This window comes from Bradyrhizobium sp. AUGA SZCCT0177, from assembly GCF_018130125.1.
Classification (GTDB): domain Bacteria; phylum Pseudomonadota; class Alphaproteobacteria; order Rhizobiales; family Xanthobacteraceae; genus Bradyrhizobium.
Map to the genome: position 1 here is coordinate 1 of NZ_JAFCMA010000013.1, position 18,216 is coordinate 18,216.

Sequence of the window (18,216 nt, forward strand, 5' to 3'; positions counted from 1 at the left end):
ACAATGACTGAACAGGGCGCCGTCGGCGACTTCTACGACCTGCGCGCATTCACCACCTTCGCTGTACCAACCGGAACGCCGCAGGATATCGTCCAGCGGATCTCGGAGCTATTGATCCAGGCCGGATCCGACTCCAAGGTCCAGCAGATGCTAAACAACTTTCTGCTGAGTTCCCCAGCCAATCTCGAAACGACGGCTCGTATTTTCAAGCGCGACAGTGATGTGATGCTCGGTATCCTGCGCGATCTTGGCGTCAAGCCGTCGGAGTGACTAGCGAGCGTCCGGCGAGGCCGCCTCCGCTTCTGACACTCTTGACCCTGGGAAACTTCCGCTGTCGGCACGAAGCGGACATGACCCCATGTCGACTTGAGTCCGGTTTCGGGCGAAGCGCGGAAGTCGAATTTCGGTGCCGTTAGGTCGGTTGATGACCCCTGAGCAGACATAGGTGAATGTGCTATCACTGCACCCCATTGAGCGCTGCAAAGGAGGATGCGCTGACATGAGGCGGCGAGATGTGATCACGCTGGCGAGCGGCGCGACTTTGGCATGGCTGCCGTTTGCGCGCGCGCAGCAATCGTCTCGGAAAGTGTGGCGTCTGGCTTTCCTAAACACAGACTCTTGGGAAAGTGAAGTCCAGCGTGCCCTGTTCGAGGTTTTCCGGGACGAGTTGCGGAAGCTCGGGTACGTGGATGGCAAAAACCTTGTGATCGAACGCAGAGCAGCGGAGGGGCATTACGAACGCCTCGATCAGCTTGCGAACGAGTTGATTGCTTTAAGACCAGACGTAGTAGTCGCAGTCGCTACACCTGCGATAGCCGCCGCGCGACGAGCAACTGCAACCACTCCTATTGTGATGTGGGGCGTCGGCGATGCGGTCGCTTTGGGCTTTATCAAGAGTTTGGCGCATCCCGGGGGAAATCTGACCGGTGTGGCCACGATGTTCTCCGACACAGTCGGCAAATCACTTGAACTTCTGCACAGTATCCTGCCCGCAGCAACACGGGTGGCCGTCCTGGGGCGGTCCAACGCTACCCATAAGCGGCTGTTCGAAGAAGCGGAGGCTGCTGCCAAGACGTTAGGTCTGGTAACGATCCCAATCTCCGCTCCCTCCCGTGATGATCTCGGCCAGGCTTTCGAAACAATGGTACAAGAAAAGTGCGATGCGCTTTTCGTTCTTGCTGGTCCAATAGAGCCACAAATTGTTTTACTGGCCGCCGGCAAGAAGATGCCAGCGATTTACCAATTCAGCGCCTACGTGGACTTAGGTGGCCTCGCGAGCTATGGGGCAAGCCTCGCTCTGATGGGTAAACAAACGGCGCATTACACAGCCAAGATATTTCAGGGAGCCAAACCAGCAGAGCTTCCGGTCGAGCAACCGGTCGGCTTCGAACTTGCCTTGAACCTCAAGACGGCTGCCGCACTTGGATTGAGCATTCCGGCAGCGGTTATCGCTCGCGCCGACAAGGTAATCGAATGATGGCTGGGGGACCGGAAACCTGATCGGCGTGGTAGGCAGCCGCCTGCCACCATATCCGGACACGCCTACAATGACTGAACAGGGCGCCGTCGGCGACTTCTACGACCTGCGCGCATTCACCACCTTCGCTGTACCAACCGGAACGCCGCAGGATATCGTCCAGCGGATCTCGGAGCTATTGATCCAGGCCGGATCCGACTCCAAGGTCCAGCAGATGCTAAACAACTTTCTGCTGAGTTCCCCAGCCAATCTCGAAACGACGGCTCGTATTTTCAAGCGCGACAGTGATGTGATGCTCGGTATCCTGCGCGATCTTGGCGTCAAGCCATCGGAGTAATTATCGAGCGTCCGGCGAGAGCGCTTAGTCTTCAATCCCACCCGCGATCACCATGTTGTCCGGCCCTCTGGCATTGAGCCTTAATGGAAGGAGCGCCTGGTATGCCGGTGACAACGGACGGCGAGCAGTCTAGCCAAATCAATCCGAGAAGTTACGATGCCTCGTTCGGTCCTCAGAGGTGATCCAATGCCAACAATCAACAAAAGGGCAGTTGCAGAGGTCAAGGCCGTGCTGGACGGGTGGGAAGCTGCCTGGAACGCTTCGGACATGAACGCTATGTGGCAGCTCGCGACGGATGACATTCATTGGGTCAACGTCGTCGGGATGCATTGGCGCGGAAAAGCAGAAGTACAAAAAGCGCATCAGGTATTTTTCGATCTGCTGTTCAAGAATAGATCGTGCAAACTCGAAGAAATTGAAAGCATTGAAACATTGCCCGGCGGGGCTTTCGTTGCGGTCGTACGCTGGTCGATGGGCGGCTATCGACGGCCAAATGGGGAAATGAGACCGCCCGGCAAGGATCGCATGTCGCTAGTGCTGGTCCCCCGGGGCGAAGGTTTGGCCATCGCGCATGGCGCTAACGTGCCCATCGACGAGGCGGCGGAGGCGCACAATCCGATCAAGCGTTAGCCGCAGCACGCGGCCCAATGCGTGAACTTCATGCTCACGATCGTGATTATGGATTCCTGGCTCTCGCTGCTGAATAACGGGTCACTTACGATACACCGCGTTCGGATCGAACAGTCGGTCCGCATCGACAAACGACAGCTGTGTACCGCCATCGCCCGCCGTGACGGCACGATAGAAGCACGACTGCCGGCCGGTGTGACATGCCGCGCCATGCTGCTCGACGCGAATCCAGATCGCGTCCTGATCGCAATCCATCCGCATCTCGACCACGCGCTGGGTGTGTCCGGAGCTCTCGCCCTTGCGCCACAGCGCATTGCGCGAGCGGCTGAAGTACCAGGCTTCGCCGCTGGCGATGGTCTTGCGGAGCGCTTCGTCGTTCATGTGCGCGACCATCAAGACGTCGCCGGTCGCAGCATCGGTCGCCACGCAGGTCAAAAGACCCGACGCGTCGAATTTGGGCTGGAACGCCAGCCCTTCCTCGCGGTCGTTGATATCTGCAGATGTGGACACGGCGGGCCTCGCGAAGATTCAGGCGAGGTTACCGGGCCGGTCCTCGCACCATGGACAGGAAACGCGCCTGTTCCGCCGGATTGTCGCGGAACATGCCGGTATAGCGGCTGGTGAAGGTCATCGCACCGTGCTTGGCGACGCCGCGCACCGACATGCAGGTATGCTCCGCCTCGATCACGACGGCAACACCACGGGGCTTGAGTACCTCGTCGATCGCGGCTGCGATCTGCGCAGTGAGATGCTCCTGCGTCTGCAGGCGGCGCGCGAAGATGTCGGTCAGGCGCGCGAGCTTCGACAACCCCACGACCCGTTCGACCGGCGTATAGGCGATATGCGCCTTGCCGTAGAACGGCATCATGTGATGCTCACATTGCGAGGTGAATTCGATGTCACGGATCAGGACGAAATCGTCGTAGCCCGCGGTTTCACCAAACGTGCGGTCGAGCACTTCGGCCGGGCACTGGTGATAGCCCTGATAGAGTTCATCGAACGCCTCGACGACCCGGCGCGGGGTGTCGAGCAAGCCCTCACGGCCGGGATTCTCGCCGATATAGCTGAGCAGCGTATGCACGGCCGCTTCGGCCTCGGCGCGCGACGGGCGCGGCTGATCCGCACGGACGGCGGCGGCCAGGAATTCGGCGGGATCGAGTTCGGCGGGGCGGGTGTCCGGCGCCACGTCAGGCGATTTGACATCAGTCTTGCTGGGGCGAAGGGATTTGATCAATGCGTCCATGTCTTCTCCGTTCGACCGGTCCTTCAGACCGGAGTGTCACCGGGCAGACGGGGCGGGTTCGCCGCCGGACGCCTGAGTCCCCTTGAACCTAGCACCACCGGGGTAGAATTGGCTTCCAATCAGGCCGCCGTGGCAACATGGCCGGACTGTATTTCCGCCATGACCGCCCATATATAGGACGGTGAAACCCTGCCGCCAAGGGCGGTTCCGCCCACGGGCCCGAGACCTCGCTCCATGCTGAACGACATTTACAACAAGCGCATCATCGAGTTGGCCGGCAATATCCCCCGTCTGGGCCGCCTCCCCGACCCCGACGCCAGCGCCACCGCCCATTCCAAACTGTGCGGTTCCACCGTCAAGATCGACCTCAAGATGGACGGGCCGGTGGTTTCCGACTTCGCCCATGACGTGAAGGCCTGCGCCCTCGGACAGGCCTCCTCCTCGATCATGGCGAGCCATGTCATCGGCTCGACCGCGAGCGAGCTGCGCGAGTTGCGCGAGACCGTGCGCAAGATGCTGAAGGAAAACGGCCAGCCGCCGCAGGGCAAATGGGCCGACATCGCGCTGCTGGAGCCGGTGCGCGACTACAAGGCCCGCCACGCCTCGACCATGCTGACGTTCGATGCCGTGGTTGATGCCATCGGCCAGATCGAGGCCAGGGCGAAGCAGCCGGCTTCGGCGCAGTAGATAAATCCCAGCGTCATTCCGGGGCGATGCATAGCATCGAACCCGGAATCTCGAGATTCCCCGATGCGCAATTGCGCATCTGAGGTTCACGCTTCGCGTGCCCCGGAATGACTGACTCCAATTATTACTTCGCGGGCTGCGTCTGCGCCGGCGCGGCGGTGCCACCGGTCGGAACCGCGGCCTCGGCGGTCTTGGTCGACTTCGCCGGATGCACGGGCGCCTGCTCTTCGACCGCGGAGCTGACGAAGCGATCCTGCGTCGGCTTGGATTTCAGTTCGGCAACCGGCGTCGATGAATCACGCGGCAGCACGTCGGTTAGGGCGTCCGTCGTGATCAGGTTGGTCAGCCGCAATTCGGCCGCCGACAATTTGTGCAGATCTTCCCATGGCGGCACGCTCAGCGCGAGCGACAACAGATCGCCGGTTCCGCCCATGTCGAAGGTGAACTTGGCGAGCCGGCCGATGTCGCGCTCCACGATCATCAGGTCCTGCGCGGTATAGCTTGCCGCCTTGGCGTCGTCGGCGCGATCGCCCATCCAGATCTGATGCACGCGGACATGGGAGGCCGGCGACACATAACGCGTCTTGCCGGACAGCAGCAGGAACACGCACATCGACTCGCAATAGGCTTCCGGAACAACATGAGCGCGTTCGCCCTGCGCCGTCTGCGTGCGCACGGTGGTTCCGACCGTCGTGAGCGCGCCGAGGGCACGGAACCTGCGGCCGAGCGCAATGGAATCGTTGACCGACCCGCCGCTGGAATCGAGCACGATGGTGGCGCCGCCGAGTTGGCGATCGCGCGCGAACTCTTCGAATGCTTTGGGACTGTCCGCGGTGACGATGCCGACGGCGGAGACCCAGCCCGTGCAGTCCGGCTGGCATGCGACCCACTTGAAGTGCATCGGCAGTTTGCGTTCTTCGAGGGAAACGCCGGCGTGCGCCGAGTTGACCGGCGTCGCGATCTCGCCAGGCAATGCGATACAAAGGGCGGTGGCGCCAAGCAGCGCCAAGCCGCGAATTTTAGCCGACGTCACAAACCTCAATTTGGTTCCTTCCCCCAAGCCCTAACGGCGAGCAACGGCAATGGCCCCACTTCAACGCCACATGATTCTGTCATGCTGGCGTTATCAAAAAGGTAACCGTGCGCCTTGCGAGCGTCCATAGTACCTTTGCTGCATCGCCCATAAACCATCGGATAATTTCCAACTGTGGCGTAAATATCTGCGTATGTTCAGTTCCTTACCTTGGAACCCCGCAAGAGTACGGAGATCATTCGGGCAAGCCATATGGAACAGTCATTCATGCCGTCATCACAGTGCACAAAATCACGTTGCATGGATTGTGCCACGACGGTCCGGCGCTTGCCCCGCAACGCGGGGCGCGGGCTGATCTGGATTTACCGGCACACGCTGTCGCCGCTGGTCGGCTACAACTGCCGGCATTTGCCGACCTGCTCGGTCTATGGCGACGAAGCCATCGAACGCTTCGGTCTTTGGGGCGGCGGATGGATGACGCTGGCGCGGATATTACGCTGTCAGCCGTGGGGCACGTCCGGCATCGACAATGTCCCGATCGCAAAACCGCCGGGCGCGCGATGGTATCTGCCGTGGCGCTACGGCCGATGGCGCGGCGTCAACGCGCCGTAGTTGTTGCGCGCTGGCGAACACGACGCATTGAAATCAAGCCGAACGAGCTAGCGCCAGAAGAAGAAGCCGCCTCGCGGCTGCGGTTCGATCGGCGCCGGCGGACGCGGCTTTCTGGGACGCGGTGGCGGCGGTGGTGGCGGCTCGGCCGATGACGTCTCCTGACTGCCGGAACCGTCGTCGGGCAACCTGACCGACAGCAGCAGGTTCGATTCATGCGTGCGCCAGCGATAGCCGATACCGAAATCCATCGGCTGCGCGCGCCTGAACAGCTCGGCATAGGATTGCTGATATCGTCCCGGGAATTCGTCGATCGGGCCGGCATAACGGCCGAACGGAAAGAAGCGCCATTTCTTCGGGCTGTAGTAGTGAAGCGGAACGCCGGAATCGTCCTGGATGATGGTGGCGCTGTTGGCGAGGATGTAATCGCGCACCGTGGTGAAATTGCCGGAGTGCAGCAAATAGGACGCGCTCTTGATCAGGCTGTTGCCGGGCGCCAGCGTCGAACAGAATTTCAGGAAGCCCGTGACCTTGACGCCGGAATTGGAAAGATCGGTCGAGAAATAATACAGCGTCTTTTCCGCGCCGTCGCTGCCGGCGAAGACGATGCGCGTGCCGCGCACCGCGTTCGGCCCGGGGTTCTCGTTGCCGAAATACGCCGCGCCCTTGTCGTCCAGCGCCACCGGCGTGACGCTGCGGATGGTCTTGCCCGAGCGCGCCAGGAACACATAGAGGACCGGCAAGGTGCCGTTGATCTGGCCGGCACTCAGATCGGTCTTCATCTGCTTGGTGATGAAGAAGCTGAAGCTCAGGATCGAACTCAGTGAACGCTCCACGCTGTAGAGCGCGGCGCCGACGCCGCCGCGCGGCAATCTCGTCAGATCCGGCACCGAGCCCGGCGGCTCGAGCGCGCTCAGCACATAGGTCGTCGCCTTCGAGTAGAACGCGTTGGCATAGAGGAAGTCCGGCCCCGAGAACATGTAGAACATGGTCGGCCGCGGCGCCGCCAGATTGCTGTCCGCCCAGGCGCGGATCTTCGACAATTGCCGCTGCTCGAGCTGCGCGAACGCATTGTCGAAGAATTTGGCGTGGCGCTGCCAGGCCGGCTCCCTGGTCAGCGGCATCAGCGGCGAGTCGGCCGAGGGCATCATGCCGGCGAGAAACTTGGCGGTATCGTCGGCAGTTGCCGGATCGGCGGCGCGCGCGGGCAGCATCACCACGAACAACATCGCAGCCACCAGCGCTACGATTCTCAACGAGGCAATTGTCACCGCGGCAATTTTCAACGAGGCAATTTTCAACGAGGCACGCATCTTCATTCGCTGCCCGCAGACGCGGCCACCGGGCCTTGATCGGCCCGCTTGCGGAAAACGGCGTAAATCAGAAGTCCTGAAAGCATGATCAAAACACCAAGGAACACCCGCAGCGGTTGTTCGGTCAAAAGATAGTACATCATGAAGCCGGTCACGAGCAGGAAAACCACCGGGGTGACCGGGTATCCCCAGGCGCGGTAGGGCCGCGGCAGGTCGGGGTGCGTGATGCGCAGCTTGATCACGCCGAGCACGGTGAAGAACGAACAGAACAACAATGCGAACTGGATGAATTCGAGCACCGCTTCAAAACTGCGCGTGAACAGCATCAGGCTCGCCACCGTCAGCTGGAACAGAATGGCCCAGGGCGGCGCGCCGCCGCTCGACCGGCGCGCGAACGGGCGCAGCACCGGAATGTCCTCGCCCATGGTCATCATCACCCGCGGTCCGATCCACATCATCGCGCTGATCGAGGAGATCAGACCGAAGCAGATCATCGCGCCGACGATGCGGCCGCCGAACTCGCCGAAGATGTAACTGCCGGAGACGCGGGCAACGTCGAGCTGGCCCGCCAGCTTGTCGATCGGCGCCGAGTGCAGGAACACCGCGTTCAGCGCCACATAAAGCACCAGCACGATCAGCGTCCCCGCCAGCATCGCGCGCGGCACGTTGCGCTCCGGATCGTGCACCTCGCCGATGATGTAGGTCGCCGCATTCCAGCCCGAGAACGAATACATCACGAACACCAGGCTGATCGCGAACGGCGCGCTGACGATGTGGGAGAAGTCGGACGCGGACGGCGCGAACGACAACGGCTGCGGCGTCGCCATCAGAAATCCGGCGACCAGGAAGGCCACGATCAGCAGCACCTTGAGGATGGTCGCGATCAACTGGAAGGTGCTGGAGTGCCTGACGCCGGTGAGCTGCACCAGCGACACCAGCCAGACCACGCCGATGGCGAGCGCCAGCGGTGGCGCGTCCGGAAAGACCGATTTGCCGTATTCGCCGAACGCCATCGCGGCGAGTGCGACGGGTGCCGCAAAACCAACGGTCGCCGAAACCCAGCCCGCCACAAAACCGAAGGCCGGGTGAAAGGCGCGGCCGAGAAAGTTGTACTCGCCGCTCGAACGCGGAAACATCGCCCCGAGCTCGCTGTAGGCAAACACCCCGCACAGCGCGACGATACCGCCGACGGTCCACAGCAACAGGATCGAGAAGCCGGAAGGGATGTCCTTGACCTGAAAGCCCAGGCTGGTGAAGACGCCAACGCCGACCATGTCGGCAACGACGATGGAGATCGCTACCACGACTGAAATGGTCGAGCCGCCGCCGGGACGCGGGCCGGACCATGCCGCGCTGCCCGTTTCTGATGCCGCCATTTCGACCGTACCTTCAGCGCCGCACGCCTGAACCCTCATGGTGCAGGCTGGAGCCGCCCAATTCAAGCAGCGTTAACAATGATTTAAACCAGGTAACAATTTGGGTATCTAAATACCCATGGAAGTCTCGTTGGCCTTTGCAGTGCACCCCGACATTGCGAAAACAAGATGGCGGGGCCCACAATCAGGACACGATTGGATGGTCTCCTCCGGACTTCCGGATGTGGGGAGTTTGCTCCGGAAGCTTAACGTCGCCTAAACACGATCGAGGTACGCCAGTTAACGGTGGATCTTGGGTGGTTCTCAGGTGGTTCTTGGGGCACTGGGTGGATGGTCGGAGCAGATCCGAAATTCCAGATACGTCAGCGCGCGGACCGGGTGATTTCCCCGGTCGCGCAGCGTCGTGCCCAGCCCCGGCATGCCCATCCTCGTCGTTGGCACTGGGTCGCGGTCGCTTCGCTTTTTGTACCGCTGTCCTTTGTTCTTGTTCAATGCGGCAAGGCGCCCCCCGCCGGCATGCTGGCCGCAAACGCCCACGCCACCACCGGCGACAGTTTTGAAGACCGCTTCCCGCAGCCGCAATTCGCCGACCGTTTCCCGACGCCAAGCGAGAGCCTGGTGCAGCAGGTTGCGCTGGCCCCAACCCCGTCTCAACGCAAGGTGCGGGCCGAGCCGGTCAGGGTCGCCTCGCTCAATCCCACGCTGACACTTCCGCGCCAGAGTGAGCGCGAAGAACTGACCACGCTGGTCAGCATGAAATCCTCCGCCTTCCCCTATTTCGGCACCAATCCGCGCTCCGAGGCGCCGTTCCTCAACATCACCAAGGGCGACCGCAAAGGCCATCGCAGCTATGGCGGCCGGGTCTATTGGCAGGATGAGACCTACAATGACAGCCGCGTGCTGGTGCACGTCCCCGAGACCTTCGACGTCCGCAAGCCCGGCGTGATCGTGGTGTTCTTCCACGGCAACGGCGCAACGCTGGAACGCGATGTCCGCGACCGCCAATTGGTGCCGCAGCAGATTTCGGATTCGGGTGTGAACGCCGTGCTGCTGGCGCCGCAGCTGGCGGTGAACGCCGCCGATTCCAGCGCCGGCAAGTTCTGGCAGCCCGGCGGCTTCAAGCGCTTCATGGACGAGTCGGCAAGCCACCTCGCCCGCCTCACCGGCGACCCGAAATCGGCGCAGGCGTTCGCCAACATGCCGATCGTCATCGTCGGCTATAGCGGCGGTTTCCTGCCGACCGCCTGGAGCCTCGACGTCGGCGGCGCGACCAACCGCGTCCGCGGCGTGTTCCTGCTCGACGCCGTCTATGGCGAACTCGACAAGTTCGCCAGCTGGATCGCGAACAACCGTTCCGGCTTCTTCGTCAGCTCCTACACCCGCTACACCAAGCGCCGTGACCAGGAATTGATCGAGATGCTGCGCGACAAGGGTATCACCGTCACCGAGAACATGGACGGGCCGCTGCGCCCCGGCAGCGTCGTGTTCGTGCAGACGCGCAATGGCATCACGCATCGCGATTACGTCACGCAGGCCTGGACCGAGCATCCGGTCAAGGACGTGCTGGTCAAGATGGCGGCTTCGCCACAGCTGACCCGGATCGCCAGCGCGCCGTCGCCCGCGAACCGGTAATCGGTCGCTTCAGCGATCGAAGGCTTCTTCCAGCTCCTTCCCATCGTACCGCTGAATTCCACTGATCGAATTGTGATGTTGATGGCCCAACGATTTAGGGCGCGCAGCATTGCCCGACGCAGGCCCGCACCATAGGGTGCATCAATTAGTTTATACAACTTTTGGGGATGGATTTTGCAGGACGGCTTATACAAGGTTGAATTTCATACGGTTCATGGAACCGGCACCGGGGTGATTTACGCCTTCGGCGGCAAGCTTCGGGGCGGCAATTCGGCTTTCGCGTTCATCGGCAATTACACCGACAAGGGCGACGGCATTCAGGCCAAGGTCACCACAGAGCGTCACAACCCCGATCCGGCTTTCAAGCCGCTGTTCGGGACCGACATGGTCACGCTGACGCTGAAGGGGGCCGACAACGGCAGCATGGTCGACTTCGAAGGCACCGCGCTGCAATTGCCCGGCGTCACATTCAAGGCTGTGCTGACGCGGATGGCGGATTGAAGCGTTATCGGTTCACGAAGAAAAAGTCCTCGCGTCCGGGCAGCGAACCATATGTGTACGGCTCCTGGCGTCCGGCGGTCGCCTCCATCACGTCATCGCGGACGAGACGGAACAGCTTGTTGATCTCGACGCCTGGCGTCGCGATCCGCTGCACAACCGCGACCGCGAACGGCGAATAATCCCCCTCGCCGTCCAGCGCGGTCTCGCCATGCTTGGCGGCGTAAACGACCAGCGATGCGCCCTGCACCTTGACCTCGCCAAGCCCGCGACCGACTGAGCGCGTCTTCGCGCCGCGCGTGTCGCCTTCGTTCGAAGCCGGCACCCGCGCGGCGGCAACCGGCACCTGAGTTGACGTGGAGGCATTCGCAAACGGGTTGTCCCGGCAGGCATCGAGCATCACGAGCTTGAGCTTCTTCGCGCCATCAATCGCCGCCATCACCTGATCCAGCGGCATCGCCTCGAACAGGGCGTCGCGGCCGGATGCCAGTTTGGCATCGACCGGTATCAGGTAATTGACGCCATTCACCTCGATTCCGTGGCCGGCATAATAGACCATCGCCCAGTCGGACTTGTCCGCGGCCGCCGCAAACGTGCGCAGCGCCTCGGTCATTTTCTCGCGCGTCACGTCGATGGCGACCGTGACGCTATCGAAGCCGATTGCACGCAATGTGCCCGCGATTTTTTCGGCGTCACGGCCCGGGTTCTCGAGCGCCCGTACCGATTTATAGGCGGAGTTACCGATGATCAGCGCGGCCCGGCGGCCCTGTTTTGCCGCCGTCGCCTTGACCGCTGCGGGTGCCACGACGGGTATCGCAACGGCCGGGGTCGGCACCGAATTCGTCGAGGCCGCCCTGATGGGGACCGGAAGGATGGTCGGCTGCGGCACACCCGAAGAAAGCGCCGCAAGACGCGCCTCGGCCGTTTCACGCGCGGATTTAGACAGGTCGCCCCGGCCGGAATTCTCGCTGATCGACAGCGCGGTGCGGAACTCGGATTTCGCGCGCTCGAGATCGCCGGTGCGTTCGAACGTCAGTCCGCGGCCGGTGAGCGCCGGCGCGAAGTCCGGTTCGATCCGGACAGCCTGGTTGAAGTCGGAAAGCGCCCGGTCGTATTCGCCCATGTAACGCAGCGTCTCGCCGCGCAGCGTCAGGCCAAGAGCGATGCCGGGACCGCCGGCGTAGAGCTCGATGGCGCGGTCCTGGTCCTGCAACGCACGCTCGAGGTTTCCGGTGCGACGCCAGGCGTCGCCGCGGTTGGCATAATATTTGGCGTTCTTGGGCGCGAGCTTGATCGCAACGCCGAAATCGGCTGCCGCCTTTTCATGCTCGCCCATCGTCTTCAAGATCAGCGCCCGGTTGTTGTAGGCCGAGGCGCGATAGGGATCGTTGTTGATCAAGGCGATCGACCTGTTGATGTCGGCAAGCGCCGCCGCGTGATCACCCTTGTCGCTGAACATGTTGGCCCGCTGGTTATAGACCGCGGGATCGCGGGGCAGGATCGCAGCGGCTTCGTTCAGCACCTCGATGCCGCGATCGAAATCGCCTTTGCAGTGCTGCCAGTAGTACGAGATCCACAAATGCAGATCGTAATAGGCGGAGCTCTTTTTGGAGGGCGAGACGTCCTTGGCGCGCATCAGGTCGGCAAACCCGGCGTCGCATTTCTTCTGGTTGAGGAGGCTCTGCGCGCGGTACGACAGCGCCAGCGCCAGCTTCGCCGGGGACCGGCTGGTATCGATCAGGATCGTGCAGGCCGCGACGCGGTCATCCAGTTCGCTGGTGCTTTTCAGCGGACCGACCTTGCAGCCGCTTGGCTGCTCGCGGGCGATCGCCTTGTCCGGCGATGCCAGCTCCACGGCCGTGAACTGAAGCGCCACTAAAGCGGCATAGGCCGCGGTATTGCCTACCCTCACGATGCCCCCTCGGATTCCCACGCGCGAGAGAAGCACGCGAACCTGGTCTTGTCACGACGGCGGTGTGTGGAACTTTGGCGTTGGGCCCGCTTGCATCGCACGCGTCAGCGCGACCACGGCCGCTCCGACAAAGCGTGCGGCGCGCAGCGTTGGATTGCATTCAACTGCACGTAGGAGACGCCGGCGCCGAGCGCTGAGGGCCGTTACTGCGCAACGCCTTCGCGTGAACCAATCGCCTTCACGGTGGCTTTTGGCGGCGGACAGGTCGCCACCAAGAGACCTCACAGGAGCGGGATACGTATCATCGCAGGGATCGGCCGCCGATTTTCTTGATATTGCCCGATTGCAGGAGCCGAATCCCCTGCTATACCGCCTGTTCCCGCTTACCTGCGCTCGTTCGCAGGAGTGAGCTCAAGGAGACGCCAATGCCTGACAGCAATGCACCCGCACCGGGATTCCAATTTGGCCTTGCGAACTTGAAACCGGCCGAACCCGTGCAAAAAATCACCCTCACCTTCCCCGATGGCGCCAGGCGCGAATTTCCCCAGGACATTACCGGGCTCGAGATCGCCAAGGGCATCTCGCCGTCGCTGGCCAAGCGCACGGTGGCGATGGCGCTCGATGGCGTGGTCGCCGACCTCAACGATCCGATCTCGGGCGACGCCAGGATCGAGTTCGTCAACCGCGACGACCCGCGCGCGCTGGAACTGATCCGGCATGACGCCGCCCACGTGCTCGCCGAAGCGGTGCAGTCGCTGTGGCCGGGCACGCAGGTCACCATCGGTCCGGTGATCGAGAACGGGTTCTATTACGACTTCTTCCGCAACGAGCCGTTCACGCCGGAAGATTTCGCCGCGATCGAAAAGAAGATGCGCGAGATCGTCGCGCGCGACAAACCCTTCACCAAGGAAGTCTGGTCGCGCGAGAAGACAAAACAGGTGTTTCGCGACAAGGGCGAAGCCTTCAAGGTCGAACTGGTCGACGCCATTCCCGGCGACGAGCCGATCAAGATCTATTACCAGGGCGACTGGTTCGATCTCTGCCGCGGGCCGCATATGACCTCGACCGGCAAGGTCGGCAACGCGTTCAAGCTGATGAAGGTCGCGGGCGCCTATTGGCGCGGCGACAGCAACAACCCGATGCTGACGCGCATCTACGGCACGGCGTTTGCGAAGCAGGAAGACCTCGACCTCTATCTGAAGCAGATCGAGGAGGCCGAGAAGCGCGACCACCGCAAGCTCGGCCGCGAGCTCGACCTGTTTCACTTCCAGGAGGAAGGCCCCGGCGTGGTGTTCTGGCACCCGAAGGGCTGGACGGTGTTCCAGGCGCTGATCGCCTATATGCGCCGCCGCCTGACCGGCGATTACAGCGAGGTCAACGCGCCGCAGATCCTCGACAAGGTGCTGTGGGAGACTTCAGGCCATTGGGACTGGTACCGCGAGAACATGTTCGCGGCGCAATCCGCCGGCGACGAGGCCGAGGACAAGCGCTGGTTTGCGCTCAAACCGATGAACTGTCCCGGCCATGTGCAGATCTTCAAGCATGGCCTGAAGAGCTATCGCGACCTGCCGCTGCGGCTCGCCGAATTCGGCGTGGTGCACCGCTATGAACCGTCGGGCGCGATGCATGGCCTGATGCGCGTGCGCGGCTTCACCCAGGACGACGCGCATGTGTTCTGCACCGAGGCGCAACTCGCCGACGAATGCCTCAAGATCAACGACCTGATCCTGTCGACCTATGCGGATTTTGGCTTCGAGGGTGAGCTGACGATCAAACTCTCGACCAAGCCGGAGAAGCGCGTCGGCACCGACGAGATGTGGGATCACGCCGAGCGCGTGATGGCCACCGTGCTGTCGGAAATTCAGGCCAGCGGCAGCAACCGCATCAAGACCGCGATCAATCCCGGCGAAGGCGCGTTCTACGGACCGAAGTTCGAATATGTGCTGCGCGACGCCATCGGCCGCGACTGGCAATGCGGCACCACGCAGGTCGACTTCAACCTGCCGGAACGGTTCGGCGCGTTCTACATCGACGCCGACGGCTCCAAGAAGGTGCCGGTCATGGTGCACCGCGCGATCTGCGGTTCGATGGAGCGCTTCATCGGCATCCTGATCGAGCATTTCGCCGGCAACTTCCCGCTCTGGCTGGCGCCGGTGCAGGCCGTCGTCACCACGATTACTTCCGAAGGCGACGAATACGCCAAGGTGGTCGCCGCCGCGGCGCGGCGCGCCGGCCTGCGCGTCGAGATTGATCTGCGCAACGAGAAGATCAACTACAAGGTCCGCGAACACTCGCTGGCGAAAATCCCGGCCCTTCTCGTCGTCGGCAAGAAGGAAGCCGAGACCCATTCGGTCTCGGTCCGCCGGCTCGGCAGCGAAGGCCAAAAGGTGATGCCGACCGACGAGGCGCTGGCGGCCTTGGTCGAGGAAGCCACCCCGCCGGACGTCAAGCGGGCCAGGCTCGAGACCTGATGGCTGACGAGCAGGAGCTTCCCGCTTTTCCGATCCGGGCTTACCAGCTGATCCCGGATCCCAACCGGCCGACGGTGGTGGCGCTGGCGATCGAAACCGAACAGGGCCACAGCCTGTTTCTGGCGACGCGGGAAATTCTGGAAGACCTCGGGAAGGATCTCTTGGAGCGGGCGGCGAAGATGCCGGTGAAGCCGGCACCGTCGATTTAGGCAGCCTTGTTCTGCCCGATCTTGATCAGGGATTCGGCGGGAATGCCAAGTCCCTCGTGCAGCCGTCTGATCATGTTGAGTGTGAGTTCACGCCGACGATTTAGCACTTCGTGCACGCGATTCCGGCTGCCGATAAAAGGAATGAGATCGCGCGGCTGCAAACCGCTCTGTTCCATATGGTACCTGATCGCCTCCACAGGGTCCGGCAGATCGAGCCGGTAATGTTTGCGCTCCCACGCTTCCACCAACGTGACCAGCACATCTAGCCGATCGCCCTCGGGCGAATTGCGCCGGGCAGTCATCAATCCCTCGATCTCCTTGAGCACGCGGCGATAGTCACGATGGGATTTAATGGGCGCGATATCCATAACCGGAATCCTTAAATGCTTTGCGCATCGATCGAGTCGTACTGTCGATGCGTGCCGACAAACCTGATATAAACGACGCGATAGGGATAGTTGATCCAGACCACGATACGATATTTGTTACCGGCGACGTTGAAGACAGCGCGACCATCCTTGAGAATGCTGGCGCTGCGGATGTCCCGCTTGACGTCCGCCGGCTTCGCCCAATCCGCCTGCCTCACCTGGCGAAACCACGCCATGACCGGCTCGCGGGCGTCGGCAACATCCGCGCCTCGCCCGAGAAAATTCTTGATCGTGCTGAGCGCTATCACTCTCACCGCCTGAATCTTACCATAGTCCCACCTTGGGACCAAGACCTTTATCGCGAGCCGCCGACACCAGTCATCCTCACCATTCTGATCACAATCGGTCTAAAAAGGCCTTCACCAGCCTCGTCGGCTTCCTATCTACGTGATATCCGATCGCCAACCTTCCAGCGAAAGCCCTTAAATTGCCCGATGCCCTTGAACTGCTAAAACTCCGCCGCTCCATCAAACCGCGCGAGATGAGTGGCCCCGGCCCCTCGGCGGCCGAACTCGAGACCATCCTGACTATCGGTTCGCGGGTTCCCGATCACGGCAAGCTGACGCCGTGGCGCTTCATCGTGTTCGAAGGCGACGCGCGCGCCCGCGCCGGCGACGTCATCGCAGCAGTATTTGCGCGGAAGAATCCGGGCGCTCCGGCAGCCGATGTCGAAATGGAAAAGCGCCGGCTGATGGATGCGCCGCTGGTGATCGCCGTGGTGAGTTTTGTCAAACCGCACCCCAAGGTGCCGGCGTGGGAGCAGGAACTATCTGCCGGCGCCAGCGCCATGAACATTGTCACCGCGGCCACCGCGCTCGGCTACGGCGCCAACTGGCTTACCGGCTGGTTCGCGTTCGACCGCGACGTGCTCGAAGGCCTCGGCGTGAAGGCGGACGAGAAGCTCGCCGGCTTCATCCATATCGGCACGCCGTCAAAACCCGCCGAGGACCGCCCTCGCCCGGCACTGTCGGATATCGTGACGCGGTTCTGATCGTTACGCCGCCTTTGAGGTACGCGGGCCGAATCCGGACAATAGCGCCGACGGCGTCGCTGCTCCATTCCTGAGGCAGGCGGGAGCGCAACTGGCGATCTCATCACCGATAAAAGCCACTGACCGGGCGCCTGGCGGGCTCATATGCGCCTGAGCCGCGACTTCTCAAGCGGTTGAGGAACGATCCGTGCTGCGGGCGGTTTAACGCGCACTGCAACATTTGTCGGGTGGCCGACGTTTCGTGCAGGCACCCCCGGTGTGAGCATGACCCCAGTGAACCGACTAAGCCGGCTTCCGACGTCCGTCAGGCGAAACCGGAACGTTGCAGCGGGCCATTCCTATGCGGTCGCCGCAGTAGTCGCAGCAGGAGCGCTGGCAGCGACCGCACTTCTGAACCGTCATCTGGCGAAAAAGGCAGAGCACGACAATCCGCCAGCCGGCCGGTTCCTTGATGTGGACGGTGTCCGTCTGCACTACGTGGAAAGAGGCTCGGGCGAGCCGCTGGTGCTTCTGCATGGCAACGGCAGCATGATCCAGGATTTCGAATCCAGTGGGCTGGTCGACCTAGCCGCCAAGAACTACAGGGTCATTATCATCGACCGTCCCGGGTTCGGCCATAGCAGCCGACCGCGCAATGTCGTGTGGACGCCCGATGCCCAGGCTCAATTGATCCAGCGCGCGCTCAAGCGGCTCGGCGTTTCACAGGCGATCGTACTCGGGCACTCCTGGGGCGCATCGGTGGCGGTCGCCCTGGCTCTCAAGTTTCCCGACATGGTGCGCGGCTTGGTTCTCGCCTCGGGCTACTACTATCCTACCCTGCGTCCCGACGTCGTGGCCCTGTCCGCCCCGGCTGTGCCCGTTGTGGGCGATATCATGGGCCACACGCTGTCGCCCATGATCAGCAGACTGATGTGGCCGCTCATGATGGCGAAGATCTTCGGACCCAAGTCGGCGCCTGCCAAGTTCGAGCAGTTCCCGAAGGAGATGGCGCTTCGTCCTTCGCAGATCCGCGCTTCGGCCGCCGAGTCGGCGCTCATGATTCCCGATGCCTTCCATTTCGAGGACAAGTATGCGGAGCTTAAGATGCCTGTCGTCATCATCGCCGGCGAAGACGACCGGCTGATCGACATCGACAAGCAATCGGCCCGATTGCATTCTGACGTTTCGCAGAGCGCGTTTCACCGCGTTCCTCAAACCGGGCACATGATTCACCAGACAGCGACGGGCGAGGTGATGGCTGCGATCAACGAAGTTGCCGGCAAGGGCCCCTAGGCCACAATCAACAGGAAGTATTTTCGTGATTTCAGGTCCGTGGGGCGGATTGGAGCCGAAGGCGTAATCTGCCGCCCGGGGGTACATCGCAAACGTGG

At 62.1% G+C, this 18,216-nt stretch carries 20 protein-coding genes; 12 read left to right on the forward strand and 8 right to left on the reverse strand.

From position 1 onward, the window contains the following. From JQ597_RS16690 to JQ597_RS16705, 4 genes are all read left to right on the forward strand, one after another. Positions 1–270: hypothetical protein (locus JQ597_RS16690; RefSeq protein WP_502754478.1), on the forward strand; the 270-nt coding region annotated here is incomplete at its 5' end. A 229-nt stretch (positions 271–499) separates the two neighbouring features. Then, positions 500–1,477 carry an ABC transporter substrate-binding protein gene (locus JQ597_RS16695; protein ID WP_212265350.1) on the forward strand — a complete coding sequence of 326 codons (978 nt, stop codon included), beginning with the start codon at positions 500–502 and terminating at the stop codon, positions 1,475–1,477. Between the two features lie 70 nt (positions 1,478–1,547). Further along, positions 1,548–1,814, forward strand: coding sequence for a type 2 periplasmic-binding domain-containing protein (locus JQ597_RS16700; RefSeq protein WP_212265351.1), 267 nt, complete (start codon positions 1,548–1,550; stop codon positions 1,812–1,814). 186 nt (positions 1,815–2,000) lie between these two features. Further along, positions 2,001–2,444, forward strand: a complete 444-nt coding sequence (locus JQ597_RS16705; RefSeq protein WP_212265352.1) for an SgcJ/EcaC family oxidoreductase — start codon at positions 2,001–2,003, stop codon at positions 2,442–2,444. 81 nt (positions 2,445–2,525) lie between these two features. Here JQ597_RS16705 and hisI read toward each other — a convergent pair whose 3' ends face one another. Both hisI and folE read right to left on the reverse strand, forming a co-directional pair. Next, positions 2,526–2,954, reverse strand: coding sequence for a phosphoribosyl-AMP cyclohydrolase (hisI, locus tag JQ597_RS16710; RefSeq protein ID WP_349628844.1), 429 nt, complete (start codon positions 2,952–2,954; stop codon positions 2,526–2,528). Positions 2,955–2,982: 28 nt separating this feature from the next. Next, a complete protein-coding gene (folE, locus tag JQ597_RS16715) occupies positions 2,983–3,687 on the reverse strand; it encodes a GTP cyclohydrolase I FolE (RefSeq protein ID WP_212265353.1) in 705 nt (234 codons plus the stop codon). 234 nt (positions 3,688–3,921) lie between these two features. On the opposite strand from folE, the gene JQ597_RS16720 reads away from it, so the two are divergent. Continuing rightward, positions 3,922–4,374: an iron-sulfur cluster assembly scaffold protein gene (locus JQ597_RS16720; RefSeq protein ID WP_212265354.1), complete on the forward strand. Its 453-nt coding sequence runs from the start codon at positions 3,922–3,924 to the stop codon at positions 4,372–4,374. A 124-nt stretch (positions 4,375–4,498) separates the two neighbouring features. Here JQ597_RS16720 and JQ597_RS16725 read toward each other — a convergent pair whose 3' ends face one another. Next, positions 4,499–5,416 carry a COG3904 family protein gene (locus JQ597_RS16725; RefSeq protein WP_249147929.1) on the reverse strand — a complete coding sequence of 306 codons (918 nt, stop codon included), beginning with the start codon at positions 5,414–5,416 and terminating at the stop codon, positions 4,499–4,501. A gap of 258 nt (positions 5,417–5,674) precedes the next feature. On the opposite strand from JQ597_RS16725, the gene yidD reads away from it, so the two are divergent. Continuing rightward, positions 5,675–6,019 carry a membrane protein insertion efficiency factor YidD gene (gene yidD / locus JQ597_RS16730; protein WP_249147930.1) on the forward strand — a complete coding sequence of 115 codons (345 nt, stop codon included), beginning with the start codon at positions 5,675–5,677 and terminating at the stop codon, positions 6,017–6,019. Positions 6,020–6,066: 47 nt separating this feature from the next. On the opposite strand, the gene JQ597_RS16735 is transcribed toward yidD, so the two are convergent. Next, positions 6,067–7,245 (reverse strand): hypothetical protein, encoded by a 1,179-nt coding sequence (locus JQ597_RS16735; RefSeq protein ID WP_249147938.1) that lies wholly within the window; start codon positions 7,243–7,245, stop codon positions 6,067–6,069. 86 nt (positions 7,246–7,331) lie between these two features. Further along, on the reverse strand, positions 7,332–8,705 hold the full coding sequence (locus JQ597_RS16740; protein WP_212265357.1) for an APC family permease: 1,374 nt from the start codon (positions 8,703–8,705) through the stop codon (positions 7,332–7,334). Between the two features lie 516 nt (positions 8,706–9,221). Between JQ597_RS16740 and JQ597_RS16745 the strand changes: the two genes are divergently transcribed. Beyond that, positions 9,222–10,337: an alpha/beta hydrolase gene (locus JQ597_RS16745; RefSeq protein ID WP_502754481.1), complete on the forward strand. Its 1,116-nt coding sequence runs from the start codon at positions 9,222–9,224 to the stop codon at positions 10,335–10,337. Positions 10,338–10,511: 174 nt separating this feature from the next. Further along, entirely contained in the window at positions 10,512–10,838 is a 327-nt protein-coding gene (locus JQ597_RS16750; RefSeq protein WP_212265359.1) for a GrlR family regulatory protein, read from the forward strand. A 4-nt stretch (positions 10,839–10,842) separates the two neighbouring features. Here JQ597_RS16750 and JQ597_RS16755 read toward each other — a convergent pair whose 3' ends face one another. Then, positions 10,843–12,747, reverse strand: coding sequence for a caspase family protein (locus JQ597_RS16755; protein WP_212265360.1), 1,905 nt, complete (start codon positions 12,745–12,747; stop codon positions 10,843–10,845). A gap of 425 nt (positions 12,748–13,172) precedes the next feature. Between JQ597_RS16755 and thrS the strand changes: the two genes are divergently transcribed. Both thrS and JQ597_RS16765 read left to right on the forward strand, forming a co-directional pair. Then, complete coding sequence (thrS, locus tag JQ597_RS16760) at positions 13,173–15,218, forward strand: threonine--tRNA ligase (protein ID WP_212265361.1); 2,046 nt, start codon at positions 13,173–13,175, stop codon at positions 15,216–15,218. Then, positions 15,218–15,427: a hypothetical protein gene (locus tag JQ597_RS16765; RefSeq protein WP_212265362.1), complete on the forward strand. Its 210-nt coding sequence runs from the start codon at positions 15,218–15,220 to the stop codon at positions 15,425–15,427. The genes thrS and JQ597_RS16765 overlap by 1 nt, the downstream gene beginning before the upstream one ends. Here the strand turns inward: JQ597_RS16765 and JQ597_RS16770 are convergent. Both JQ597_RS16770 and JQ597_RS16775 read right to left on the reverse strand, forming a co-directional pair. Further along, positions 15,424–15,795 (reverse strand): helix-turn-helix domain-containing protein, encoded by a 372-nt coding sequence (locus JQ597_RS16770; RefSeq protein WP_212265363.1) that lies wholly within the window; start codon positions 15,793–15,795, stop codon positions 15,424–15,426. The genes JQ597_RS16765 and JQ597_RS16770 overlap by 4 nt on opposite strands. An 11-nt stretch (positions 15,796–15,806) precedes the next feature. After that, a complete protein-coding gene (locus JQ597_RS16775; RefSeq protein ID WP_312010843.1) occupies positions 15,807–16,103 on the reverse strand; it encodes a type II toxin-antitoxin system HigB family toxin in 297 nt (98 codons plus the stop codon). A 179-nt stretch (positions 16,104–16,282) separates the two neighbouring features. Between JQ597_RS16775 and JQ597_RS16780 the strand changes: the two genes are divergently transcribed. Next, a complete protein-coding gene (locus tag JQ597_RS16780) occupies positions 16,283–16,846 on the forward strand; it encodes a nitroreductase family protein (protein ID WP_212265364.1) in 564 nt (187 codons plus the stop codon). 264 nt (positions 16,847–17,110) lie between these two features. Further along, complete coding sequence (locus tag JQ597_RS16785; protein ID WP_212265365.1) at positions 17,111–18,118, forward strand: alpha/beta fold hydrolase; 1,008 nt, start codon at positions 17,111–17,113, stop codon at positions 18,116–18,118. Positions 18,119–18,216: the final 98 nt, after the last annotated feature.